Annotated in this window: 19 protein-coding genes and 1 tRNA gene; 10 read left to right on the top strand and 10 right to left on the bottom strand. The window is 59.7% G+C overall.

Annotated elements, in window-relative coordinates:
* Positions 1 to 68: 68 nt before the first annotated feature.
* Complete coding sequence (locus G6K99_RS13500) at positions 69 to 434, bottom strand: lysozyme inhibitor LprI family protein (RefSeq protein WP_174196775.1); 366 nt, start codon at positions 432 to 434, stop codon at positions 69 to 71.
* 314 nt (positions 435 to 748) lie between these two features.
* Between G6K99_RS13500 and G6K99_RS13495 the strand changes: the two genes are divergently transcribed.
* Positions 749 to 2176, top strand: coding sequence for a DegQ family serine endoprotease (locus G6K99_RS13495; RefSeq protein ID WP_174196774.1), 1428 nt, complete (start codon positions 749 to 751; stop codon positions 2174 to 2176).
* A 13-nt stretch (positions 2177 to 2189) separates the two neighbouring features.
* Complete coding sequence (locus tag G6K99_RS13490) at positions 2190 to 3506, top strand: replication-associated recombination protein A (protein ID WP_062580286.1); 1317 nt, start codon at positions 2190 to 2192, stop codon at positions 3504 to 3506.
* 3 nt (positions 3507 to 3509) lie between these two features.
* Here G6K99_RS13490 and G6K99_RS13485 read toward each other — a convergent pair whose 3' ends face one another.
* The 3 genes from G6K99_RS13485 to G6K99_RS13475 form a co-directional block, all read right to left on the bottom strand.
* The gene (locus tag G6K99_RS13485; protein WP_062457672.1) at positions 3510 to 3830 is read right to left on the bottom strand and encodes a DUF1883 domain-containing protein; all 321 of its coding nucleotides are present in this window, start codon (positions 3828 to 3830) and stop codon (positions 3510 to 3512) included.
* A gap of 314 nt (positions 3831 to 4144) precedes the next feature.
* The gene (locus G6K99_RS13480; RefSeq protein WP_174196773.1) at positions 4145 to 5149 is read right to left on the bottom strand and encodes a ketopantoate reductase family protein; all 1005 of its coding nucleotides are present in this window, start codon (positions 5147 to 5149) and stop codon (positions 4145 to 4147) included.
* Positions 5150 to 5231: 82 nt separating this feature from the next.
* A complete protein-coding gene (locus G6K99_RS13475) occupies positions 5232 to 5450 on the bottom strand; it encodes a hypothetical protein (protein WP_062457666.1) in 219 nt (72 codons plus the stop codon).
* A gap of 302 nt (positions 5451 to 5752) precedes the next feature.
* On the opposite strand from G6K99_RS13475, the gene G6K99_RS13470 reads away from it, so the two are divergent.
* The gene (locus G6K99_RS13470) at positions 5753 to 6379 is read left to right on the top strand and encodes an outer membrane protein (RefSeq protein ID WP_062457663.1); all 627 of its coding nucleotides are present in this window, start codon (positions 5753 to 5755) and stop codon (positions 6377 to 6379) included.
* A gap of 224 nt (positions 6380 to 6603) precedes the next feature.
* Here G6K99_RS13470 and G6K99_RS13465 read toward each other — a convergent pair whose 3' ends face one another.
* On the bottom strand, positions 6604 to 8004 hold the full coding sequence (locus tag G6K99_RS13465) for a DUF882 domain-containing protein (RefSeq protein WP_371816178.1): 1401 nt from the start codon (positions 8002 to 8004) through the stop codon (positions 6604 to 6606).
* A gap of 401 nt (positions 8005 to 8405) precedes the next feature.
* Positions 8406 to 12230 carry a vitamin B12-dependent ribonucleotide reductase gene (locus G6K99_RS13460; RefSeq protein WP_174196772.1) on the bottom strand — a complete coding sequence of 1275 codons (3825 nt, stop codon included), beginning with the start codon at positions 12228 to 12230 and terminating at the stop codon, positions 8406 to 8408.
* A 1248-nt stretch (positions 12231 to 13478) separates the two neighbouring features.
* Between G6K99_RS13460 and G6K99_RS13455 the strand changes: the two genes are divergently transcribed.
* Complete coding sequence (locus tag G6K99_RS13455; RefSeq protein ID WP_174196771.1) at positions 13479 to 15119, top strand: M10 family metallopeptidase C-terminal domain-containing protein; 1641 nt, start codon at positions 13479 to 13481, stop codon at positions 15117 to 15119.
* A 59-nt stretch (positions 15120 to 15178) separates the two neighbouring features.
* Here the strand turns inward: G6K99_RS13455 and gpt are convergent, their stop codons facing one another.
* The 3 genes from gpt to G6K99_RS13440 all read right to left on the bottom strand — a co-directional run bounded on the left by gpt (position 15179) and on the right by G6K99_RS13440 (position 17519).
* Positions 15179 to 15676 carry a xanthine phosphoribosyltransferase gene (gpt, locus tag G6K99_RS13450; protein WP_062457651.1) on the bottom strand — a complete coding sequence of 166 codons (498 nt, stop codon included), beginning with the start codon at positions 15674 to 15676 and terminating at the stop codon, positions 15179 to 15181.
* Positions 15677 to 15770: 94 nt separating this feature from the next.
* Complete coding sequence (locus G6K99_RS13445) at positions 15771 to 16610, bottom strand: universal stress protein (RefSeq protein ID WP_174196770.1); 840 nt, start codon at positions 16608 to 16610, stop codon at positions 15771 to 15773.
* Between the two features lie 120 nt (positions 16611 to 16730).
* Positions 16731 to 17519 (bottom strand): competence/damage-inducible protein A, encoded by a 789-nt coding sequence (locus G6K99_RS13440; protein ID WP_113110988.1) that lies wholly within the window; start codon positions 17517 to 17519, stop codon positions 16731 to 16733.
* 284 nt (positions 17520 to 17803) lie between these two features.
* Between G6K99_RS13440 and wrbA the strand changes: the two genes are divergently transcribed.
* From wrbA to G6K99_RS13410, 6 genes are all read left to right on the top strand, one after another.
* A complete protein-coding gene (wrbA, locus tag G6K99_RS13435; RefSeq protein WP_062581387.1) occupies positions 17804 to 18403 on the top strand; it encodes an NAD(P)H:quinone oxidoreductase type IV in 600 nt (199 codons plus the stop codon).
* A gap of 121 nt (positions 18404 to 18524) precedes the next feature.
* Positions 18525 to 18610: transfer RNA gene (locus tag G6K99_RS13430), tRNA-Leu, on the top strand.
* A 74-nt stretch (positions 18611 to 18684) separates the two neighbouring features.
* Positions 18685 to 19584, top strand: a complete 900-nt coding sequence (locus tag G6K99_RS13425; RefSeq protein WP_174196769.1) for an esterase family protein — start codon at positions 18685 to 18687, stop codon at positions 19582 to 19584.
* A gap of 159 nt (positions 19585 to 19743) precedes the next feature.
* Complete coding sequence (gene ilvA / locus G6K99_RS13420; protein ID WP_371816176.1) at positions 19744 to 20994, top strand: threonine ammonia-lyase; 1251 nt, start codon at positions 19744 to 19746, stop codon at positions 20992 to 20994.
* A gap of 68 nt (positions 20995 to 21062) precedes the next feature.
* A complete protein-coding gene (locus G6K99_RS13415; RefSeq protein ID WP_062457634.1) occupies positions 21063 to 21383 on the top strand; it encodes an HlyU family transcriptional regulator in 321 nt (106 codons plus the stop codon).
* Between the two features lie 129 nt (positions 21384 to 21512).
* The gene (locus G6K99_RS13410; protein ID WP_174196768.1) at positions 21513 to 22799 is read left to right on the top strand and encodes a diguanylate cyclase; all 1287 of its coding nucleotides are present in this window, start codon (positions 21513 to 21515) and stop codon (positions 22797 to 22799) included.
* Between the two features lie 2 nt (positions 22800 to 22801).
* Here G6K99_RS13410 and G6K99_RS13405 read toward each other — a convergent pair whose 3' ends face one another.
* Positions 22802 to 23419, bottom strand: coding sequence for an FMN-dependent NADH-azoreductase (locus G6K99_RS13405; protein WP_062581389.1), 618 nt, complete (start codon positions 23417 to 23419; stop codon positions 22802 to 22804).
* Positions 23420 to 23443: the final 24 nt, after the last annotated feature.

Below are 23443 nucleotides of genomic sequence, written 5' to 3'. Positions count from 1 at the left end.
TCGAAGGCCTCGGTGCACAACACCGAGGCCTTTGTCTTTGATCGTTTCCAGTGAACGTCGATTAAGGACTAAAGCGGCTCTTTGCTCAGTCCGCTAAACGCTTCCTGCAACTGCTTCATCCGCTCCGCATAGGCCGTCGTCAGGCATTGGACGTCTGCCTCGCAAGCCCGACGCTTCTTCAACCAGTCGCTTTGTTCCTGGCGCAGCTGGTCGCGATTGCCCATGGCGAGCAGGCTGGTCAGGATGTCGAATGTCGTGACCATCTTCACATCGGCATCGTTCAGCGTGCGCGTGTCGCAGATCACCTTCTCGTCGGCGACCAGATCGGTCTTCTCGCAATCGAAGCTCGCCGCCGCTGCCGGGTGAGGGACAAGGGAAAGGCCGGCGCTCAGGACAAGGGCAGCCACGCCGGTGGCCGCGAATATGGTTTTCATGCTGGAACGCTCCTCTGTGCAGTCTCCGGAGCCGACCCTTGGAAGGCATCGTAAACTCCCATGGACAAAGATGATGCACATGCGCCAGATGGCAAGGATGATGGAGGCTAGGATCGTGCTGAAAAGCCGATGCTTTTTCCGGATCAGCTGGAAGCAGCAACACCCGCCCGCGGGCTTTGTCGGGCACCGTCTTTCCCTGCCTGTGCCAGATACCCATATACGCGGTCGCAAGGACGCGTCATCGGGTTCCGGGCACCTTTCTTTTGCCGCTTGCGGCGCTACAACGTCATCCAGCAATTTGTAAGAGGAATCACATGTCCAGCAAGCTCAAGCGACCGTTCGAACGGCATCTCAGGCAGCTCTCGCTCAGCGTCGTCCTGCTCGCGGCATTGGCCCCCGCTGGCGCCTTTGCGCAGGACCAGAAGACGGTGCCGCAAAGCCGGCAGGAAATGCAGCTCTCGTTCTCGCCGCTGGTCAAGCAAACCTCCGGTGCCGTCGTCAACGTCTATGCCGAGCGCGTCGTGCAGCGCCCGAACCTGTTTTCCGGCGACCCCTTCTTCGAGCAGTTCTTCGGCCAGCGCATGCCGAACCGTTCGGAAAAGCAGTCTTCGCTCGGTTCCGGTGTCATTCTCTCCGGCGACGGTCTTGTCGTTACCAACAATCACGTCATCGAAGGCGCTGATGATATCAAGATCGCCTTGGCCGACGGCCGGGAGTTTCCCTGCGAACTCGTCCTGAAGGACGAGAGCGTGGATCTGGCTGTGTTGCGCATCAAGGCAAAGGAAAATTTCCCGGTCCTGCCGCTGGCCGATTCGGACCGCACAGAGGTCGGTGATCTGGTGCTCGCGATCGGCAATCCGTTTGGTGTCGGCCAGACCGTCACAAGCGGCATCGTGTCGGCGCTTGCCCGCAACCAGGTGTCGTCGGGTGATTTCGGCTTCTTCATCCAGACCGACGCGTCGATCAATCCCGGTAACTCCGGCGGCGCGCTGATGAACATGAATGGCGAACTGATCGGCATCAACACCGCGATCTTCTCGCGCGGCGGCGGATCGAACGGAATCGGCTTCGCCATTCCGGCAAATCTTGTCAAGGTCTTCCTGGCGGCTGCCTCCGAAGGCAAGTCGGTCTTCGACCGTCCCTATGTCGGCGCGACCTTCGATGCCGTGACCTCTGATGTCGCCGAGGCGCTCGGCTTGAAGGCCGCCCGCGGCGCGCTGGTCTCGCGTGTCGTCGAAGGCGGTCCGGCCGACAAGGCAGGATTGAAGCCCGGCGAGGTTGTCACGGCCGTCAATGGCATTCCAGTCGAACATCCCGATGCGCTCGGCTACAGACTGACGACGGCGGGCCTCGGCAAGGGAGCGAAATTGAGCGTCCAGACGCCCGACGGCATGCGCGACCTCCAGCTTGCGCTCAATTCCGCGCCGGAAAGCACGCCGCGCGACGAGCGGGTGCTGGAAGGCCGTAATCCCTTCGCGGGCCTTCGGATTGCCAACCTGTCACCGAAACTCGCCACGGAACTGCGCATGCCCACGGACAAGAGCGGGGTCGTCGTCACCGACGTTTCGCGCGGCTCGCCTGCCGGTCGTCTCGGCTTCCAGCCACAGGACATCGTCGTCTCGCTGAACGGCGAGGCGGTCGCTTCGACGACTGTCATGGAAAAGATGCTCCGCACCGATCCGGGGTTCTGGCGGGTCGAGATCGAACGCAAGGGCCAGCGTATCCGGCAGTTCTTCCGATGAACGGTAAGGGCTGATGAGCGACGACCTGTTTGCACCGAAAGTCCCAGAAGAGGTCGCCAGCCGGCGGCCGCTTGCCGACCGGTTGCGGCCGAAGACGCTTTCGGAGGTGACAGGTCAGGCTCATCTGACGGGTGACGATGGCGTGCTTCGTCGCATGATCGATTCCGGCTCGCTCGGATCGATGATCTTCTGGGGCCCTCCCGGCACAGGAAAGACAACAGTCGCCCGGCTGCTGTCGGGTGAGGCGGGCCTCGCTTTTGAGCAGATTTCGGCGATCTTTTCCGGCGTCGCGGATCTGAAGAAGGTGTTCGAATCGGCCCGGCTGAGACGCATGCAGGGCCGCCAGACGCTTCTCTTCGTCGACGAGATCCACCGCTTCAACCGCGCCCAGCAGGACAGTTTCCTGCCCGTCATGGAAGACGGCACGGTGATCCTCGTGGGCGCTACCACCGAGAACCCGAGTTTCGAACTCAACGCCGCTCTTCTCTCTCGCGCGCGCGTTCTGACCTTCCGCAGTCACGACGAGGAGAGCCTCAGCGAACTTTTGGAACGCGCTGAGCAAGTGGAGGCAAAGCCGCTGCCGCTCGATGACGGCGCGCGTGCAAGCCTGATCCGGATGGCGGACGGAGACGGCCGTGCGGTTCTGACGCTCGCCGAGGAAATCTGGCGTGCGGCAAGGACGGGTGAGGTGTTCGACACCGTCGGTCTCACCGAGATCGTCCAGCGCCGCGCCCCTGTCTACGACAAGGCACAGGACGGCCACTACAATCTCATCTCCGCGCTCCACAAGTCGGTGCGGGGCTCGGATCCCGATGCCGCACTTTATTACCTCGCGAGGATGTTCGATGCCGGCGAGGACCCGCTCTATCTCGGCCGACGTCTGGTCCGGATGGCCGTGGAGGATATCGGCCTTGCCGACCCGCAGGCGCTTGTCGTGTGCAATGCCGCCAAGGATGCCTACGACTATCTAGGCTCGCCTGAAGGGGAGCTGGCGCTCGCCCAGGCCTGCGTCTATCTGGCGACAGCCCCGAAATCGAATGCGGTCTACATGGCCTTCAAGGCGGCCACCCGGGCTGCCAAGGAAAACGGCTCGCTTCTGCCACCCAAGCATATCCTCAATGCCCCGACCAAGCTGATGAAGGCAGAGGGCTATAATGACGGGTATCGCTACGATCACGACGAGCCCGACGCATTTTCAGGCCAGAACTACTTCCCGGAAAAAATGGGCCGCCAGACCTATTACGATCCCCCGGAGCGTGGCTTCGAGCGTGACATCAGAAAGCGTCTCGACTGGTGGTCGAAGCTGCGCAAGGAGCGCGGCGGCAGCTAAGCCTCAGGAAGCCCTGGCGATGCCTGGTTTCTGCGCCTGACCCGGTGCCGCGACGAGCCTCACCGAAGACTCGGCCAGAGCGTGATGCCCTTCCATATCCACCACCAGATGCCAGTGGCCGTTTTCCGGAACGGCGATCCGCAGCGGCGATTTCTTCGCAACGCCGCCGACGAACTTGAAATCGAGTTGTTCCGTAAACCGCTGGTAGTTCGCAGCAGTCATCAGGCGGACGTTGTTCACCCCATTGAGCGTGACTTCAATGATCGTGCCGGCGCGCTGCGGTTTGAGATCATAATGCGTGTAGCGAAAATTCGGACCTGCCATGCTTGCCTCATTCATGCCAGTATATGGGTACAACAATCCTACAGACACCCGGTTAAAGATCTATGGAACCTACTGCGTTCCCGGGTGTTATTTAAGCATGATGCCGACGCGCTGAGCCACCAGCCCGCTGGCAAGACAGATAAAGCAAGGCGATGTTTCCCCCCGCGTCGCCCAAAAACGACAAAATATTTGACCTCCAATCTACCTGGTCCCGCTGCTCCCCGCAGCGGGACTTTTCTTTTTCTGGTTTCGTAAAAAGCTTTCTCTACAGAGACTTGAAGCGATTTCCGGACTCAGGTCGAGAGCGATTTGATTCAGTTTGTGAGGTGCTGGCGGTCCAGTTGAGCGGTCAGCGCAAAGATGGTTTCGCACACAGGCGTTGGCACGCCGGCCAGTTTTCCGAGCGACACGACCATGCCCGTCAACGGCATGATCTCCAGCGCCTTGCCCGCAAGTAGATCCTGAAGCATCGAGGTTTTTACTGGCCCGAAACCTTGCGCTCTCGCAAACATTTCATCGGCCGTCTGGGTGAACCTCGCACCAAAGGCGGTGCCGACGGCCTGAACCTCGTTGATGATTTTCCGAACGATTTCGGCGATATCCGGGTTTGACATCATGTCGATCATCAAGGCGCGGGTGAGGGCGCTGATGGGATTGAAGGCGGCGTTGCCACGAAGCTTCGCCCAGATCTCGTCTCTGATCCGCGGCGTTGCCTTGGCATCGAGATCGCAGCGCTGGAAAAGCTCGACGATCGCCGACAGGTCGCTGGACATCTCGCCGCTGGGTTCGCCGAGAAAGAAATGGCCTTTGCCGTTCAGGCGTGTCTTGCCGGGCTCGATGATTTCCGCACCTTGATACGCGACGCAACCGATCACGCGTTCCGGACCGATGGCGTTCCAGATGCAGCTGTCTGCGTCGAGCTCGGGGATCTGCCGGCCTCCAAACCCGCTTTCCACGTCCCCATGGAAATACCACCAGGGAATTCCGTTCAGGATCATCACGACGCGCGTGCTTTCGCCAAGCAGTGCCGCCAGACCATCTGTTGCGGCTGCGAGCTGATGGCCCTTCAAACCGGTAATGATAATATCCTGTGGAGGCAGACTGAACGGATCATCCGTCGCGGCAACCCGTACGCGGACCGGATCGATGCCTATGTCTTCATAAACGACGTTTAACCCGTTCTCTCGGATTGCCTTAAGCTGTGCGCCTCGCGCCACAACCGACAGCTCCGTGTCGGCTCCTGATCCAGCCGCAATCTTTGCGGCAAATGCACTTCCGAGCGCGCCCGCGCCATATACGCAAATTCTTCTGAACGACATCTGTCCTCGCTGCATTCCGACGTAAGTCGGAAGCAGTGTAGGGGAGCGGTAGAAGCGAGGCGACCGATAATTTCGGCCGGTCCTAGTGCGAGGGGTTGTTCGGCAGCAGTTCGTTCATTCGCAGTTCGTCGATTGCTGTGACAGCCTCTTCCGCGGTCCAGCCGGCCTTCAGGGCCGCTGCAATCATCCTTACTTCCGCCTCTTCCTCAAGCGCAAGAAACAGCGGCTCGAGCGCTTCCTGGACGGTCAGGACATTCTCCTCCGGCGACGGGACGGACTGCCGTGCGGTATTCGTCAGCATGTGCGGTTCTCCTCTGTGATGGTCGAATCTATCCAATTTAACGACGCCCGAAAAGGTTCCCAAAAAACGTCGATTTTGCGGGCTTTCTGGCATCCCAATATCGTGATCTGAAGATATCGCACAAAGGTCGTTCCGGACGGTCGCAGTTAACGATGCGTTTATGAATTCGTGAAAATAAATCGCAATACGGTGCGGGATTGTCCTCGCTATCTGGGCTGGGTTGCCTGGATCGTCCCGCGGCTTTCAGCCGGTTGTATCGCCTGCGCATCCGCCACTTGCAGGCTTTGTATGGAGTAAACGCAATGACCCAGAAGACACTTGCCCTGGCGCTCGTCGCCGCCTTTGCCGCCAGCCCCGTTATGGCTGCGGATCTCACCAGCGCCTATGAGGCGCCCGCCTACAGCGAACCTGCGAGCGAACCGGCCGGTTGGTCAGGTGCTTATGTCGGTGGACACGGCGGTGTAACGTCGCCGAGGATCAACCCGTTTGCCAGCGGCAAGGGCCTCAACCTCGGCGTTCACGGCGGCTACAACCACGACCTGGGCGGCGCTATCGTTGGTGGCGAACTCGATTACTCCTATCTCGGCGATGCCGACGTGAAGGCCCGCGGCGGCAAGCTGTCCGAGCGTCATCGCATGGCCGCCAAGGTCAAGGCTGGTGTTCCGCTCGACCAGACGCTGCTTTACGGCACGACCGGTCTTGCCATGACGAAGTATCGCGATGGTGACAATGTTACCGGCCCAGACGGCTGGAAGCCTGGCCTCCTGCTGGGTGCCGGCATCGAGCAGAAGCTGACCGGCAACATCTCGGCCCGCGTCGAGTACAACTATGTCATGACCGACAACGTCAAGAGCTCCTACCAGGGCGTCGAAACCCGTAAGGACGTTCACGACCACTCGGTTACCGCTGGCGTGAACTACAGGTTCTGATTAATCCGGTCACACCCGGAACGGAAAAGGCTCGCTCACGCGGGCCTTTTTTTCGTTGGGGATCTGGGCTTAGCCGCCTCAACGGTTTGCCTATCGATGTCTGTCGGGAAACGCTGCGAGCCACAGCTTCTGCCCCATCGCTCATTACATAAACTCAAAAGGCCCGCAATCGCGGGCCTTTTTCATAATCGCTATGAAAACGATGGGTCTGAACCGGTGGCCGATCAGCCGTCCGACCAGAACCGGCTGTGATCGAACTCTTCGGCAATACCGAGCGGCAGAGGCTCGGCACTGTCCGGCTTGGCAGTCAGATCCGTCAGCGTGCGGCCGACGACGAGCGGCGCGGTCATTCCGGTCGATGCGCCGGGGGGCGAAATCGCCCAGGAGATCAAAACGTCTTCGCCATCGAACTCGTCTTCCGGATCGATTCGCGGCCCGGTGATCGGCAGCGATGCCAGCGAGTGTCTTGGTTCTGGAAGTCCTTTCGCCGGCGCAGCAAGGGCGAGGGCGGGTACGAAGCCCGGTGCAGGGCGAGGCAGCATCGGCATGCTGTTTCCGAGCGCGGACGCCGATGCGGCCGTCGGTGCCGGACCAAGCGAGGCGGTTTCGATGACGGCGGCAGGAGCCGATGACGCGGTTTCAGCCGCCGGACGCAGGCCCGGGGCCGGGATTGCGAGAGATGCCAGATCGGCAAAGGCGGGTACCGGCGCCACGGCAACCGTCGCACGCGCCGATGGCCGTGGCGTCGTCTGCTCGTCGAGTGCTGCAAGCGCGCGGCTGCGTGGTGTTGGCAGCATCGCGGTGATCAGGCCGCTGCCGACCCGTTTTCCGGCACCTGCATCATCGTCGGCCTCGATATCTATGGTCGCACGCGCAATAGCGATCGACTTGCCGCTGCCACGGCGTTTGAGATCGGCCATCGCGACGCTATAGCCCTGGAGCGGTCTTCCGTCGGCGGGAACATGGATGGTTCTGCCGTTCGGGAAGATACGCGCCAGCTCCTGCCGCGACAGACGTGGCCAGGCTCGGACATTGCCGACATCCACATGCAGGAAGGGCGAGCCGGATGTCGGGTAATAACCGACGCCGCCGCCCTGTATCTGAACAGCGATGGCCCGCAGCGTCGAAAGCTTGACGCCGGGAATGTAGAGATCGATCGCCTTGCCAAGCATATGCTGGCTCTTGCGCGCAACCCCGGTGGAGCGTGAGCGACCGCGCAGCATGTTGTTGGTCGCAGGCGAACGATAGGCCGATACGACGTGGATGTAATTGTTGGTGCCGGAACGCTCGTAGATCTCCCAGACGAGATCGAGCAGGTTCGGATCCATTCGCGCCGTCTCGTTGCGGCGCCAGTCGCGCAGGAACCGGTTCATCTGGGCAAGACCCTTCTGATCCAGCCTGCCGTCCCGCTTGTAGGTAATCGTCGCCTTTTCGCCCGTATGGGTAAAATAGAGCTTGAGAGACCGATCCTCGGCAAAGGCAAACGACGCCGATCCCAACAGAGCCGCTACCGCAAGCCCGGCTGCGCCCGCAGACCGTGCAGCCTTGCCGGCCGCTTGCGAGGCGAGGTTCACAAGTGCGCGTGCAGCACCGGGTACAGACTTAATCGACAGAGACTGGGACACGACAAACCCGCTTTACGCAAACTGTGACAGCGGGATGCGAAAACCGCAGCCCGGCGAATACGGGACCATTATGGTCAACGAAAAGCTAACGGGAGGTTGATGCCCGCAAGGCGAAGTGCGGTGACACGGCTTTGTGAAGTGGGGTGGGCCACGCGAGCGTCAAACCGGATTGCAGGTCATGCCGTTGCTGGCCGTGGGTCCCCAGCGCTCTAAGCTCGGTTCCTCGCTTTTGGCATACACGGGAAAGACTGTTTCGAGGGAACAGCTACGAACAGCGTTTATTCAGTGTTTGAGGAAAAGGCCGCAAGAAAAATCCCCGCACTGAACATCATCAGTGCGGGGATCAGGTTACACTAATTTGGCTCAGGTGAGGGCTAGCCGCTCACCAATCCCGTCTCAACTCAGCTGCAGCCGCTCGTTGCGCCGCAGGTGTCGCACTTTTCGCATGTTCCGTTGCGGACCATGGTGAAGTTCTGGCACTCGGTGCACATGTTGCCGGTGTAGCCCTGCATGATCGACTTCATGCGGCGATCGGCTTCCTTCTTCTTGGCTTCCGCCTTGGCAGCGGCAGCGTCTGCCTCGGCCTTGTCCGAGAAGAGGGCGGTTGCGACCTGCTGGCCTTCGTCGGCAAGCTGCTCGTCGGCGATGTCATCTGCCACTTCGCGAGGCCGCTCTTCGTAGTCGCGCTTGAAGGACACGACTTCCGATGTGGAGATCGCAAGCGTGGTTTCGAGCTTGCGGGCAGCCGAGCCGGCAAACGATGTGACGTTGCCGCCGCCGCTGCCGACCGAGGCCTTTGCCGCGGAGCCCCCTGCCGAACCCTTCGGCTCGTTGCCAGCCAACCGGTCGGAACCACCCGAGACGAGGGTCGGCTTGTAGCCGCGCGTCCAGCCGGTGGAGAGAAGGTTGGTCTTGCCTTCCTCGATACCCTTGCCAAGTGCCGTCTGCGAGAAGTCCGACGTATCGACATGCGCCAGATCGTGACGGCCGAGATAGGACACGGCCAGTTCGCGGAACACGTAGTCGAGGATCGACGTGGCGTTCTTGATCGCGTCATTGCCCGTCACGATGCCGGCCGGCTCGAACTTGGTAAAGGTGAAGGCCTCCACATATTCCTCGAGCGGCACGCCGTACTGGAGACCGAGCGAGATGGCGATGGCGAAGTTGTTCATCATCGCGCGGAAGGCGGCGCCTTCCTTGTGCATGTCGATGAAGATTTCGCCGATGCGGCCGTCACCGAATTCACCGGTGCGCAGATACACCTTGTGTCCGCCGACATTGGCCTTCTGGGTGTAACCCTGACGGCGGTTCGGCAGCTTTTCCCGTTCCCGGGTGACGCGTTCGACAATCCGCTCGACGATCTTTTCGGTGATCGTCACGGCCTGCGCGGCAGTTGGTGCTGCAATCAGGTCCTCGATCGCGTCCTCTGCATCGTCTTCGTCGATCAGCGAGGCGTTGAGCGGCTGCGACAGCTTCGAACCATCGCGGTAGAGGGCGTTCGCCTTCAGAGCCAGCTTCCAGGACAGCATGTAAGCTGCGCCGCAATCTTCGACGGTTGCCTCGTTCGGCATGTTGATCGTCTTGGAGATCGCGCCGGAGATGAACGGCTGGGCCGCCGCCATCATGCGGATGTGGCTTTCAACCGACAGGTAGCGCTTGCCGATCTTGCCGCACGGGTTGGCGCAATCGAACACCGGCAGATGCTCGTCCTTGAGGAACGGAGCGCCTTCCAGCGTCATCGCACCGCAGACGTGGATGTTGGCGGCTTCGATGTCCTTCTTTGAGAAACCGATATGCTCGAGCAGGTTGAAGCTCATGTCGGCCAGCTGCTCGTCGGCAACTTTCAGGGTCTCCTTGAGGAAGTCGGTGCCGAGCGTCCACTGGTTGAACACGAACTTGATGTCGAAGGCAGCCTTGGTTGCGCCGTTGATGGCAGCGATCTTCTCGTCGGAGAAGCCCTTCGCCTTCAGCGAACCGGGATTGACGCCGGGAGCCTGGTTGATGTTGCCGTGACCGACCGCATAGGCCTCGATTTCCGCAAGCTGGCTCTCGGTATAGCCGAGGCTGCGAAGCGCTTCCGGAACGGCACCGTTGATGATCTTGAAGTAGCCGCCACCGGCGAGCTTCTTGAACTTCACGAGAGCAAAGTCAGGCTCGATGCCGGTCGTATCGCAGTCCATCACGAGACCGATTGTGCCTGTCGGCGCAATCACTGTTGTCTGGGCGTTGCGATAGCCGTGCTTTTCACCCAGCTGCAGCGCCTTGTCCCAGGCAGCCTTTGCATGGACGACGAGATCCTGGTCCGGGTTTTCCGAGTGGATCAGCGCAACCGGATCGACCGACAGCTGCTCGTAGCCGGAGGTTTCGCCGTAAGCTGCGCGGCGGTGGTTGCGGATGACCCGCAGCATGCTTTCGCGGTTCGGCGCGAAATTCGCGAACGGTCCGAGTTCGCCGGCCATTTCGGCAGACGTCGCATAGGCAACGCCGGTCATGATCGCGGTCAGCGAGCCGGCAATGGCGCGGCCTTCCTTCGAGTCATACGGAATGCCCGACGACATCAGGAAGCCACCAATGTTGGCATAGCCGAGGCCGAGCGTGCGGTACTGGTAGGAGAGCTCGGCAATTTCCTTGGACGGGAACTGCGCCATCATGACCGAGACTTCGAGAACGACGGTCCACAGGCGGACCGAATGCTCGTAATCGGCAATGTTGATGTTCTTCGTCGCCGGGTTCTTGAACTGCAGAAGGTTCAGCGAGGCAAGGTTGCAGGCCGTGTCGTCGAGGAACATGTATTCCGAGCACGGGTTCGAGCCGCGGATCGGTCCACCGGCCGGCGACGTGTGCCAGTCGTTCATCGTCGTGTTGAAGTGGATGCCCGGATCGGCAGACGCCCATGCGGCATAGGAAATCTGTTCCCACAGGTCCTTGGCCTTCAGCGTCTTCATGACCTTGCCGTCCTTGCGTGCGGTCAGGTTCCAGTCGCCGTCATTCTCGACCGCCTTGAGGAAGTCGTCCTTCAGCGAAACGGAATTGTTGGAGTTCTGGCCGGAGACCGTGAGGTATGCTTCCGAATCCCAGTCGGTGTCGTAGGTCTTGAACTCGAGATCCTTGTAGCCCTGACGGGCGAACTGGATGACGCGCTTGACGTAGTTTTCCGGAACCTGGTCCTTCTTGGCGGCCTTGATCTCGCGCTTCAGGGCAGGGTTCTTCAGCGGGTCATAGCACTCGTCGCCATCGGCCTCGCAGTTGACGCAAGCCTTCATGATTGCCTTCAGATGACGGCTGACGATTTTGGAACCGGTGACGAGGGCGGCAACCTTCTGCTCTTCCTTGACCTTCCAGTTGATGTATTCCTCGATATCCGGATGGTCGATATCGACCACGACCATCTTCGCCGCGCGACGCGTCGTGCCGCCCGACTTGATGGCGCCGGCTGCACGGTCACCGATCTTGAGGAAGCTCATCAGGCCGCTGGAGCGACCGCCGCCCGAAAGCTTTTCGCCTTCGCCGCGCAGATGGCTGAAGTTGGAGCCGGTGCCGGAGCCGTACTTGAACAGGCGGGCTTCGCGAACCCACAGGTCCATGATGCCGCCTTCGTTGACGAGGTCATCGCCGACCGACTGGATGAAGCAGGCATGCGGCTGCGGATGCTCGTAAGACGACTTCGACTTGGTCAGCTTGCCGGTGAACGGGTCGATATAGAAATGGCCCTGGCCGGGACCGTCGATACCATAGGCCCAATGCAGGCCGGTGTTGAACCACTGCGGGCTGTTCGGCGCAACGCGCTGGGTGGCAAGCATATAGGCAAGCTCGTCCATAAACGCGGACGCGTCGTCTTCCGACGTGAAATAGCCGCCCTTCCAGCCCCAGTAGGTCCAGGTACCGGCAAGACGCGAAAATACCTGGCGCGCATCGATTTCCGAACCGTAACGCTCGCCTTCGGGAAGATCGCGCAGCGCCTTTTCATCGGCAACCGAACGCCAGAGGAACGACGGAACGTCGTTTTCTTCGACTTTCTTCAGGCGCGCAGGCACGCCGGCCTTGCGGAAATACTTCTGCGCCAGAACGTCCGTCGCAACCTGCGAGAACTGCGTGGGCACGTCGATATCCGCAAGCCGGAAGACGATCGAGCCATCCGGATTACGGATCTCGCTGGTTGCCTTGCGGAATTCGATCTCTCCGTAGGCGCCCGTTTCCGGCTTGGTGAAACGACGTTCGATGCGCATTGCCTAATCCCTCGTCAGTGAGGCGCCACTCGATGGGGCGCACGTGTTCATGCCGGCTGCTCGCCATCATGGGCAGCCGGTCAAAATTTTATCACCCAGTGAAACATCATGGATGGCATGTCTGTATCTTGTGATGGATGGTGGCTGCAAACACTAAATATAGTATTAACAGTTTCTTTCCGCCAGCGCCAGCACCGTTTCAGCAGACCATCGAGCGGCCATGGAAATCCGTCACCAGGCGATCCTCAAGAACCGCCACGACCTGCAGGAAACCCATTTTGACTCGAAAAAGAACCGGCCTCGTTACTCCCGGTCCAGTCGCCGCCGCAACCTGATGGCAATGTCGACCTCCAGGGGAGATTCGTCAAGCCGTAGTTGTTAGTGGTTTCGTAACCACAAGATATTGTAGGTTTGGCTGTGGATAACGGGGAAGAAAAAACGTTGAGGAATCTCAGTGATTTACGACGTCAAGTACCGGACTGCGCGAAGTTCACGCAATTGGACGGCGTTCGCGATCAGGACTGCTTCGACAGTGCGACGCCTGTAAAGCAGGGACTTTGCCTATGCTCTGAAGCATCTGTGTGACACTGGCGACAATTTCGGATTATTTTCGAGGTTGGGAAAATGCGGTTCGCTCTGTTGACAGCCGGAAATGTTTCCAAACGGCACGTCTTGCAGGGGTAAGTCCATCGCTCCGATTTCTCATCCCTCGTATTCCGCAAATGTACCGTAAACGGTTTTCGTATATCTAACCGGGATGCAAGTAGGTTTCGCAAAAAGCGAGTTCAAAAGAGGGAGCCCGTGATGTTCGGCGACGTCGTTGCGCGGCATAGTCGTCAGGCAATCTTTCGCACACTCGGGCTCGCGCTGATCTGTACCTCCGGCTCGCTCGCCGCGTTTGCCGATGCGACGCAACGACCTTCGTATCGTTGCGAATTTGCGCATACCATGGATACTGCAGTTTCGAGATCCGCCTGTAATGCTGTCCGCTCCACAGTCGAGCAGATGACGGGTCGAGGACCTGGTTATGGACAGTTCGTCTTCGAGGTAACGCGCGCTCGCACAAACAGCGTGTCTGCGAGATTGCGCTGGAAGGCAGACGGAGCTGCTGGCTGGCGTTCCGGACCGGTCGTGACGACCGTCGTCTCGGACGCGGCTTTGAATGACGATATTCTGAAGGCATTTGCCCGGCAGCTTGTCGAGGCATCAGGATTTTGAATGGCCACAGGAAGGCCGGGGGAGACTTGAATGGCGACTTACACGGAAGAGACTGAGGCAGCGGCTAGCCGTTCCACGGCCTACAAGATCGCTGCCGGCGACACGTTCACCGGCGCGCTGGCGACCGGAGATGCCGATTGGATCAAGGTCTCGCTTACGGCAGGCAAAGCCTATCAGTTCGACATGTCGGGGACGGTCGGCTGGGCCGGTCTGCAGGTCATGGACGCGGACGGCATCGCGATTGATATCGACGAGAACAGTCTCGACACGGACTTCGAGAAGTCGACGCTCAGCGTCTTTGCCGAAAAGAGTGGCACCTACTATATCCGCGTCGGCAGTCACGACGACGAATGGTCAGGCGACTATGCGCTGAAGACGACGGTTGTTACCGCCCCGAAATTCGCAAGCTACGATACGATCGCCAAGCAGTTGACCACGGATTTCTGGACCAGCGACGGCGGCACGCCCTTCAAGTTCAATATCGCGGCCGGCGGCACGTTGACCGTCAACATCGGTGCGCTGACCACCCAGGGCCAGCAGCTGGCCAAGTGGGCTCTCACTGCCTGGACGGAAGCCTCCGGCATCAAGTTCAAGTTCGTGTCCGGTTCGGCACAGATCTCCTTCGACGACAAGGAGGGCGGCGCTTACGGCGGATCGACGTCGATCATCGGCGGTTTCACCACGGCGTCTTTCGTCAATGTGGCGGCAAGCTGGATCACCGACTACGGCGCGGGCGCAGACAGCTACACGATGTCCACCTATGTGCACGAGATCGGTCATGCGCTGGGGCTCGGCCATGCGGGCAACTATGACGGCAACGCCACCTGGGGCATAGACAACCGGTTCGAAAACGATTCCTCACAACTGACGGTGATGTCCTATTTCGACGATCAGGTCAGTGTCTGGGCCGGTGGCTCCGGCACCACCTCCATCACGCCGATGATGGTGGACGTCCTTGCCATCCGCAACCTCTACGGGACCACGGCGATCAGTTCGGGCAACACGACCTACGACCTCAAGTCCGACTTCCTCGGCAAGGATGTCGCGATGAACCTGGTCGATACCGGCGGCAGCGATACGCTGAATTTCAGCTGGGCGTCGGGAAACCAGCGGATCGACCTCAATGCCGAAAAATTCTCGAGCGTCTCGGGCGGGATCAACAATCTCTCGCTGTCGCGGGGCACGGTGATCGAGAACGCGATCGGCGGCAAGGGCGTGGACGTCATCGTCGGCAACGCGGTCGCCAACATCCTCGAAGGTCGGGCTGGACAAGACAAGCTGATCGGCAACGGCGGCAACGACAAGCTGATCGGTGGTACCGGAAACGATACCCTGACCGGTGGCAGCGGCAAGGACACGTTCGTCTTCAGTTCGGCGCTGAACAGCTCAACGAATGTCGATACGATCACCGACTTCTCGGTCGTGGACGATCTGATCCATCTGGAGAACGCGATCTTCACCGCCTTCACCAAGAACGGAGCGATTTCCAGCGGCAATTTCCTGAAAAGCACGTCGCCAACGGCCAAGGACAGCAACGATTTTCTGGTCTACGAAACCGATACCGGAAATCTGTTCTACGATGCCAACGGCAGCAAGTCCGGCGGCTCGGTGATGATCGCGCATCTCGATAAGAGCCTGGCGCTGAGCTATCAGGATTTCCTGATCGTCTGAAACCGGTTGCGCGAAGACAGACCGGCACGGGTGAGCCGGTCTGGATGTCGTGTGGCAGTTCAGCCCTTGTGGCCCTTGGCGATCGGCTCCTGGTAGGTGAAGCCCATATCCCACGGGAAATAGATCCAGGTATCCTGGCTGACCTCGGTCACGAACGTATCGATCATCGGCACGCCCGACGGCTTTGCATAGACGCAGCCGAAATGCGCCTTTGGCAGCATGGCACGCACCTCGGAGGCTGTCTTGCCGGTGTCGGTCAGGTCGTCGATCACGAGGATGCCAAGCCCACCGTCTTCGCAGAGCTCGGGCGAAATCCCTTTCAGAAGGTTCATCTCACCCTGGTTGACGTAGTCGTGGTAGGACGCGATGCAGACGGTCTCGATCAGGCGGATGTTCAGCTCGCGCGAAATAATCGCCGCCGGCACAAGGCCGCCGCGCGTGATGCAGACGATGGCTCTGAAATCCTGACCCAAACCGGCGAGACGCCACGCCAGCGCGCGCGCATCACGGTGGAACTGGTCCCAGGAGACGGGGAAAGCTTTTTCGGGAAGAGACATTGGAGAGCCTTGGCTTAGATCTGCTTTGGCTCTCGCTAATAGCGGGAAACGGATGTTTCTGGCAAGGTGGGTAGGACGACTTCGGTCCGACCCTTCATCGCGACAGAAGCGTCAGCGCGGTCATTGAATCCAGAACGCTGCGTGTCGTCCCTCCGAACAGCATTTCCCACCAGCGGGAATGGCCGTAGCCACCCATGACCAGCAGATCGATACTGTCGTCCAAAAGCCGGTTTTCGATGGCCTTGGCTGGCGTCTCGCGGCTACCGATCCGCGTGGTGACAGTGACGTTGACGCCATGTCGCGCAAGACTTGTGGCAATCTCGGTTCCCGCAAACTCGGCCGTCTGGTCGCCGCGCTCCGGCGGGTCGACGACGAGCACTTCCACACTTGCGGCGGTCTTGAGGAAGGGCAGGGCGTCGAAGGTCGCGCGGGCCGCTTCCTTGGAACCGTTCCAACCGATCAGAACACGCTCGATCGGCTTGAAGGCGGTCATCCGGTGGGGAACGAGCAACATCGGGCGACCGCTCTCGAACAGGAATGTTTCGAGATCGGCCCGGTGATCCGAATGCGAAGGGTCGCTCTGGCTTGCAATGATGAGGTCCGCGGTCCGGGCAGTCTCCATCACCGAACTCGCGCCATATCCGGCAGAGGAGACGAAACTGCGCCATTCGCGCGACAGTCCCTCACGCGTGGACACCGTGTTGAAGATGTCGGCGACCATGGCCGTTTCCTTCTGGGCAACCTCCTGCAGGACCTGGACCGCTGCGGGATCGGGGATCTCCATTGGCGCGATCAACGGCACGGCGGCAAGCGTCTCGGCATGCACGCCAATCAGGTGGGCGGAGAACGTTTCAGCCAGGGCCGCGCCAAAATTCGCCATTTGCCGGGCGTTCTGCGGAATGTCGAGGACAGCAAGAATGGTTTTGTAAGCCATGGCGTCATCTCCCTTGTTGACCGGCGCCGGGGAGCCGAAATCCGGTCTCTAATTGTTACGTGATGCCCAGATCGGGCTTGGTCGATCGACTTGGGGAAGGCCAGCTCGCGCAGGTCTCTCTCAGGCGTCCGCCGTCGGGTTGTCGGCAATCCGGGTGCCGTCGATATTGGCAATCATGTCCGCGACAGCCTGCGCGGCCGCGTCCAGAACCTGCGGATCGCGGGCGCGGACCACCAGCTCGGTTGAAAAGCGCTTGCCGTCGTATTTTGGATAAGAGCCGATGCTGGTCTCCGGATGCGCCTTCTGCACAGCCGCAAGCGGGGTTCCGATATCGCCCTCGCCATAAGGGCAGGCAATTGCCCGCGACAGCACTTTCGAGCCCGATTTGAGCGTCGGCAGAACATTGTCCATCATCGCCTGGAACACCTGCGGTACACCGGCCATCACGTGGACATTGCCGATGACGAAGCCGGGTGCCGTTGAAACCGGATTGGCGATATGCGTGGCACCCTGCGGCATCCGCGCCATACGCTGGCGGGCCTCGGTGAATTCCATTTCGCGGCGCTCGTACATCTCGGCGAGCAACCGCATCGCTTCCGGGTCGTGAATGCAGGGCACTTCGAATGCTTTTGAGACTGCATCCGCTGTGATGTCGTCATGGGTCGGGCCGATGCCGCCGGATGTGAAGACGTAATCGTAGCGGGCACGCAAAGCGTTCAGAGCCTCAACGATCGCGTCTTCTTCGTCGGCAACGATGCGCACTTCCTTCAGGTCGATGCCTGAAAGCGTCAGCAGGTCGGCGAGGTGGCCGATATTCTTGTCCTTGGTCCGGCCGGAAAGAAGCTCGTCGCCGATGGCGAGCATCGCCGCGCTGACGAGGGTAGGTGAGGATGACAGGGTATCGGACATGGAGGCGCTCGCTTTCTCATTGCACGGGAACGTTAGCGCGCGCCGGGAAACGATTGCAATCGTTCAATCCAAAAACTGACGTGCGAATGAAACGACAAACATTCGATCGCGTTCAGCAATTGTGGACAGTCCGTGCAGAGATCGCCCTCTGGCCGGTGCTGTGACACTGCGCTAGCTAAGCCTCAAGGCCTGTTATCGGAAAGCGTCCTGCTTGCCATGATCGTGACGTGGTCCGTTGCCGCCTTGCGATCATCATTCCAGCACCTGCAAAGGAATTGAAAACAATGACAAAAGTACTGGTTCTCTACTATTCCTCGTACGGCCATATCGAGACGATGGCGTATGCTGTCGCCGAAGGCGCTCGCTCGGCCGGTGCCGAAGTGACCGTCAAGCGCGTTCCGGAACTGGTTCCTGAAGAGGTAGCCAAGGCATCGCACTTCAAGCTTGATCAGAAGGCTCCGATCGCCACACCGGACGAGCTCGCTGAATACGATGCGATCATCGTCGGTGCCGGGACCCGCTACGGTTCGGTTGCCTCGCAGATGCGCAATTTCTGGGATCAGACCGGTGGCCTGTGGTTCGCCGGCAAGCTGATCGGCAAGGTCGGCTCCGTGTTCACCTCGTCGGCCACCCAGCATGGCGGCCAGGAATCGACGATTCTCGGCTTCATCCCGACCTTCCTTCACCAGGGCATGGCCGTGGTTGGTTTGCCTTACTCCTTCCAGGGCCAGATGGGCACGGAAGAAGTGATGGGTGGCTCGCCTTACGGCGCCACGACCATCACCAACGGCGACGGCTCGCGCCAGCCTTCCGAGATCGAACTCGAAGGCGCACGCTTCCAGGGCGCCCATGTTGCAAAGACTGCAGCCAAGCTCTGCGCCTGATCTGCCCACTTCAAGTGAAAAGCGCGGGGCCTCGGCTCCGCGCTTTTTTGTTGCGCGCCTGCCGCCGCCTGCAATTTCCGTCCTTGACGTCGAAGGCGAACTTCACGAAACAGGAACCCAGGCGGACGTGGCGAAATTGGTAGACGCAGCAGACTTAAAATCTGCCGACCTCAGGTCTTACGGGTTCGACCCCCGTCGTCCGCACCATCATTCTTAACCTTTCCAAATTGAATTGATCTCCTTGCCCTCTACTTCCATCAGGAGCGGTAGGAGAAAAACGTATGCTCAGGGCAATTTTGATCGTTGTGGCCGGTCTATTCGTCAGCGCGAATGCATTCGCGGCTGGCGTCGTAAAGGAAGGCCAGGTGATGGCGAGCCGGATCCTTGGCAAGAATGTCGAGTTTACGCTCTATCTTCCTCCAGGCTACGGATCCGACGAACGGCGATACCCGGTCATCTATCTGATGCACGGTGGTGGCGATGGAAAGAATCAGGACTGGTACCGGTATGGGAACGCCAACCTGATCTTCGACAAACTGATCGAAAGCGGCGAAGTACCGCCCTTCATCGCCGTGACGCCTGAGGGTCGGCGGGACGAGGAAAACAAGTTCAACACCTATTATATGAACGATGCCGACGGAAAATATCTGTGGCAGGATATGTTCGTGAAGGAATTCATTCCGCACGTTGAGGGCTCGTTCCCGGTGATCGCAGGCAAGAAGTCGCGCGGCATTCTGGGCCTTTCCATGGGTGGTTATGCAGCCATGGCCTACGCGCTGAAATATCCGGATCTGTTTGCCGGTGCTGCAGCGCTGAGTGCTGCGTTCAGAACCGATCAGCAGATTGTAGCGATGGATCAGGCAGGCTATGACCGTCGGTACGGCAAGGCTTGGGGTGAGGGGTTGAGTGGCACGGATCGGCTGAACCAGCCTTACTACGCCAACAGCGTTCTCGATCTCGTCGACAAGACGCCTCCAGACGCAATCCGCAAAACCGAACTCTTCATCGATTGCGGATCGTCCGACAGCTTTTTCGTGGGCAATGCGGAACTGACGGTCAAGCTGCAGAAGCTCGGCGTGCCGCACCGCTTCATGGCGCGTGAAGGTGGCCACGACTGGACCTATTGGCGCTCGGGTCTGCCGGAAGCGACCCGGTTCATCGGCAAACTCCTGCATCGATAGTGCCGCGCAGAGCGCGTCGCCATTGCCCGAAGATTCTGGGGCATCGATGTTTTTGTTCCCAAAAACGCGCACAGAACGGAAAGTCTGCAAAACGGCCTTGGTCTTGTTACGGCACGTGTGGCATAGCGGATGAAATCGTGAAGAATTGGGATGTTTAGCGTGACGAAGCTCGGTGTCGACGAAGCAAAAGCCGCAATGCGGACGATCTTTCCGGAGACGCCGCTTCAGCTCAACGAACATTTGAGCCGTAAATACGGCGCAGAGATCTGGCTGAAGCGCGAGGACCTGTCTCCGGTCCGCTCCTACAAAATCCGCGGCGCCTTCAACTTTCTTCGCAAGGCGATCGCCGACGGGGCAAAGGATCGCACCTTCGTCTGTGCCTCGGCCGGCAATCACGCGCAGGGATTTGCCTTCGTGTGCCGGCATTTCGAAGTGCCGGGCGTCGTCTTCATGCCGGTAACGACGCCGCAGCAGAAGATCGACAAGACGCGGATCTTCGGCGGCCAGTACATCACCATCAAGCTCGTCGGCGACATCTTTGACCAGTGCTATGCCGCGGCACGCGCCCATGTGGAGGAGACCGGTGGCATGATGGTGCCACCGTTCGATGCGGCTCATATCATCGAGGGGCAGGCGACAGTCGCTGCCGAAATCCTCGAGCAACTGCCGGAAGGCGCAACGCCTGATCTCGTCATCATGCCGGTCGGCGGTGGTGGGCTTGCGTCAGGACTGAGCGGCTATCTTTCCGACGTGGTGGCGAAGGAAAACTTTATTTTCACCGAGCCGACAGGTGCTCCAAGCCTGAAGACCAGCCTCCAGACCGGGTCGCTCGTCACACTTCCGAAGGTCGACAACTTCGTGGATGGCGCTGCGGTTGCGCGGATCGGCGAACTGAATTTCGAGATGCTGAAGGGATTTTCTCCCGATCAGGTCCTGCTCGTTCCGGAAAACGCGATCTGCGTGACGCTCACGGAGATGCTCAACCTTGAAGGCTTTGTGCTGGAGCCCGCCGGTGCTCTGTCGATCACCGCGCTCGAGATGCTCGGCCGCGAGAAGCTGGCCGGAAAGCGGGTAGTCTGCATCGTTTCCGGCGGCAACTTCGATTTCGAACGCCTTCCGGACGTCAAGGAACGGGCGATGCGCTATGCGGGGTTGAAGAAATACTTCATCCTGCGCCTTCCGCAGCGTCCGGGCGCCCTGCGAGACTTTCTTAACCTGCTCGGTCCGGAAGACGATATCGCGCGTTTCGAATACCTGAAGAAGTCGGCCCGCAACTTTGGCTCGATCCTCATCGGTATTGAAACGACCGCGTCCGGAAACTTTGCCGGTCTGCACGAGCGCTTCGAGGCGGCGGGGCTTGGTTACGAGGACATCACCGAAAACGAGATCCTTGCCAACCTGATCATCTGATTTTGTCGAAATCGCACCGGAATGGTCTTCGGATTCCGCCGGTGCCGAGCAAAGGGTAGCACTCATCCATGGCTTCGTTTCTTTCCTCTCTTCTTTCGATGTTTTCCGGCCCGAAATCCGAAACCGCGCCCGCACGGGAAGCCGAGCCGCAGATGCATGCCGAATGCCGCATCTATCCTGCACCGATCAAGGAAGGCAGCCAGTTCCGGCTTGCCGGCCGCATCGAAAAAGATGTCGCTGGCGAAACACTCGTCCGCACTTTCGTGCGGGCAGACATGTTCACCTCTGCGGAGGACGCATCCGAATATGCCGTTCGCAAGGCACAGCAGATCATTGATCAGAACGGCGCCTCGCTGTTCTCGGATGGCGCCGTTTCGCGCTCTGCCTGATTGTTCGTGGGTCCCGCGAGATCCTCTATTGCGCCGCAGCAATTTACCGGCATAACTGGTGTTGCGATTATCTAACAAAGTCATGGCTTTGGGATGTGAACGCGAGGTCCGCCAGGCTTAAAAGGCGTGATGATGCAGGTTTTAAACCTCTTTCTGTTCGTTGCAGAAGCGATCGTCTATTTCACGATCATGGCCGCCTTCCTGCATTTCAGGCGCCAGCTTGGCCTTGGCGTGTTCTTGGCTGCGCTCGGTGTGATGCACTTCATGGAGACCTACCTCGCGGCGGTCTTCTATGTCGAACTGCCGTTCGGGCTGGTATCGCCCGGATCGTCCGTCTTCTTCGCGGGCAAGCTGATGATGATCCTCCTCTTGTACTTGAAAGAGGATGCCTCGACGGTGCGCCAGCCCATCTACGGACTGTTTCTCGGCAATCTCCTGACGGTTCTCATCGCGCAGATCCTGCAGGCGCATCCGGTCGTCACCCTTCCTGCGGGACGGCCTGCCGACATGGTCTTTCTCAACGAGATGGGCTCACTCATGGTATGGGGCACGGCGCTACTCTATATCGACGCCATCGCCATCATTCTTCTCTATGAGCGTTTCGGCCGGATCTTCAGGCGCCATATCATCCTGCGCTTTGCCGTCAGCGGTGCGATCGTTCTAAGCTTTGACCAGCTTGCCTTCTATTCCGGACTGCGATTGCTGTTCGACGCGCCGCTGTCGGTCCTGTTCGGCGGTTGGTACGCCAAAATGCTCGCGGTGATCATCTATTCCGTGCTGCTGCTCGCCTATCTCAAGGTCGAACAGATCCCGAGGCTTGCCTTGTCGCGGCGCGAAATTGCCGACATTTTTCACGATCTGACGTTTCGCGAGCGGTATCAGGCGCTGCTTGCCACAAGCGGCGTCGATCGGTTGACTGGCGTTTTCGATCGCAACCGGCTGGAAGCCGATGCGCCGGCGATGATCAAGCAAAGTATCGACATGCGGCAGCAGCTCAGTCTCGTGATCATCGACGCAGACCGGTTCAAGGACGTGAACGATCTCTTCGGTCACATGAAGGGGGACGAGGTGCTCAAGGACGTGGCAGCGCAGCTCAAGGCCCGAACGCGGCCGCGCGATCATCTCTCGCGGTTCGGCGGCGAGGAGTTTGTGCTGATCCTGCCGAACACGAACCACGAAGGAGCCTTGGCGCTCTCCGAGCGGCTTCGCCAGGATATCTGCGCGTCTGTCATCAGGCCGGATGGCAAGTGCATCACCGTATCGATCGGAGTGGCGACCACGTCTGACGATGGCGACACATTCGCCACGCTGTTCGGCGTTGCGGACCAACGCCTCTATCACGCAAAGAAAGACGGCCGGGACAATGTCCACGGCCGTCAGGGGCGTCTCGTCTCACCAACCGGTGTGGACGTCTAGGATCAGGCCGCCAGTGCAAGCTGCTGCGTGCGATCCTGTGCGGCGGCAATCGCCTTCTCATACGCTTCCGGACCGAATGCGGTACCTTCAATGTAGATCACTTCGACATCCGTCATGCCCATGAAGCCAAGAACCGTCTTGAGATAAGGAACGGCGTGGTTCATCGCCATGGCCGGGCCTTCCGAATAGATGCCGGCAGCCGACAGAACGACATAGACCTTCTTGCCGGTCGCAAGTCCCTGCGGACCTTCGGCTGTGTAGCGGAACGTCATGCCGGCGCGGGCAACGTTGTCGATCCAGCTTTTCAGCGTCGAATAGATATTGAAATTGATCAGGCCCGTGGCAAGCACGACCGTATCGGCGGCGAGCAACTCGGCGACGAGTTCGTCGGACAGTTTCGCTGCTGCCGCTTCCTCGGAATTGCGAGCATCTGCGGGCTTGCGGATCGCAGATGTGGTCACGGTGTCGAGATGGGCGATCGGGTTCTGACCCAAATCCCGGGTCACAACGGTCGCGCCCGGATGCTGGACCTTCAGCTTGTCGACAAATTCCGTCGCAATCTTTGTCGACAGTGATTCGTTGCCGCGAGGGCTGGATGTCACGAGAAGGATGGATGGCATTGCTTTGTTTCCTATGAATTTCTC

Origin of the sequence: Neorhizobium sp. AL 9.2.2 (assembly GCF_013317225.1) — a bacterium.
GTDB lineage: Bacteria > Pseudomonadota > Alphaproteobacteria > Rhizobiales > Rhizobiaceae > Neorhizobium > Neorhizobium soli.
Note: the sequence above shows the minus strand (reverse complement) of the source record. Positions and strands in the feature narration are given on the sequence as shown.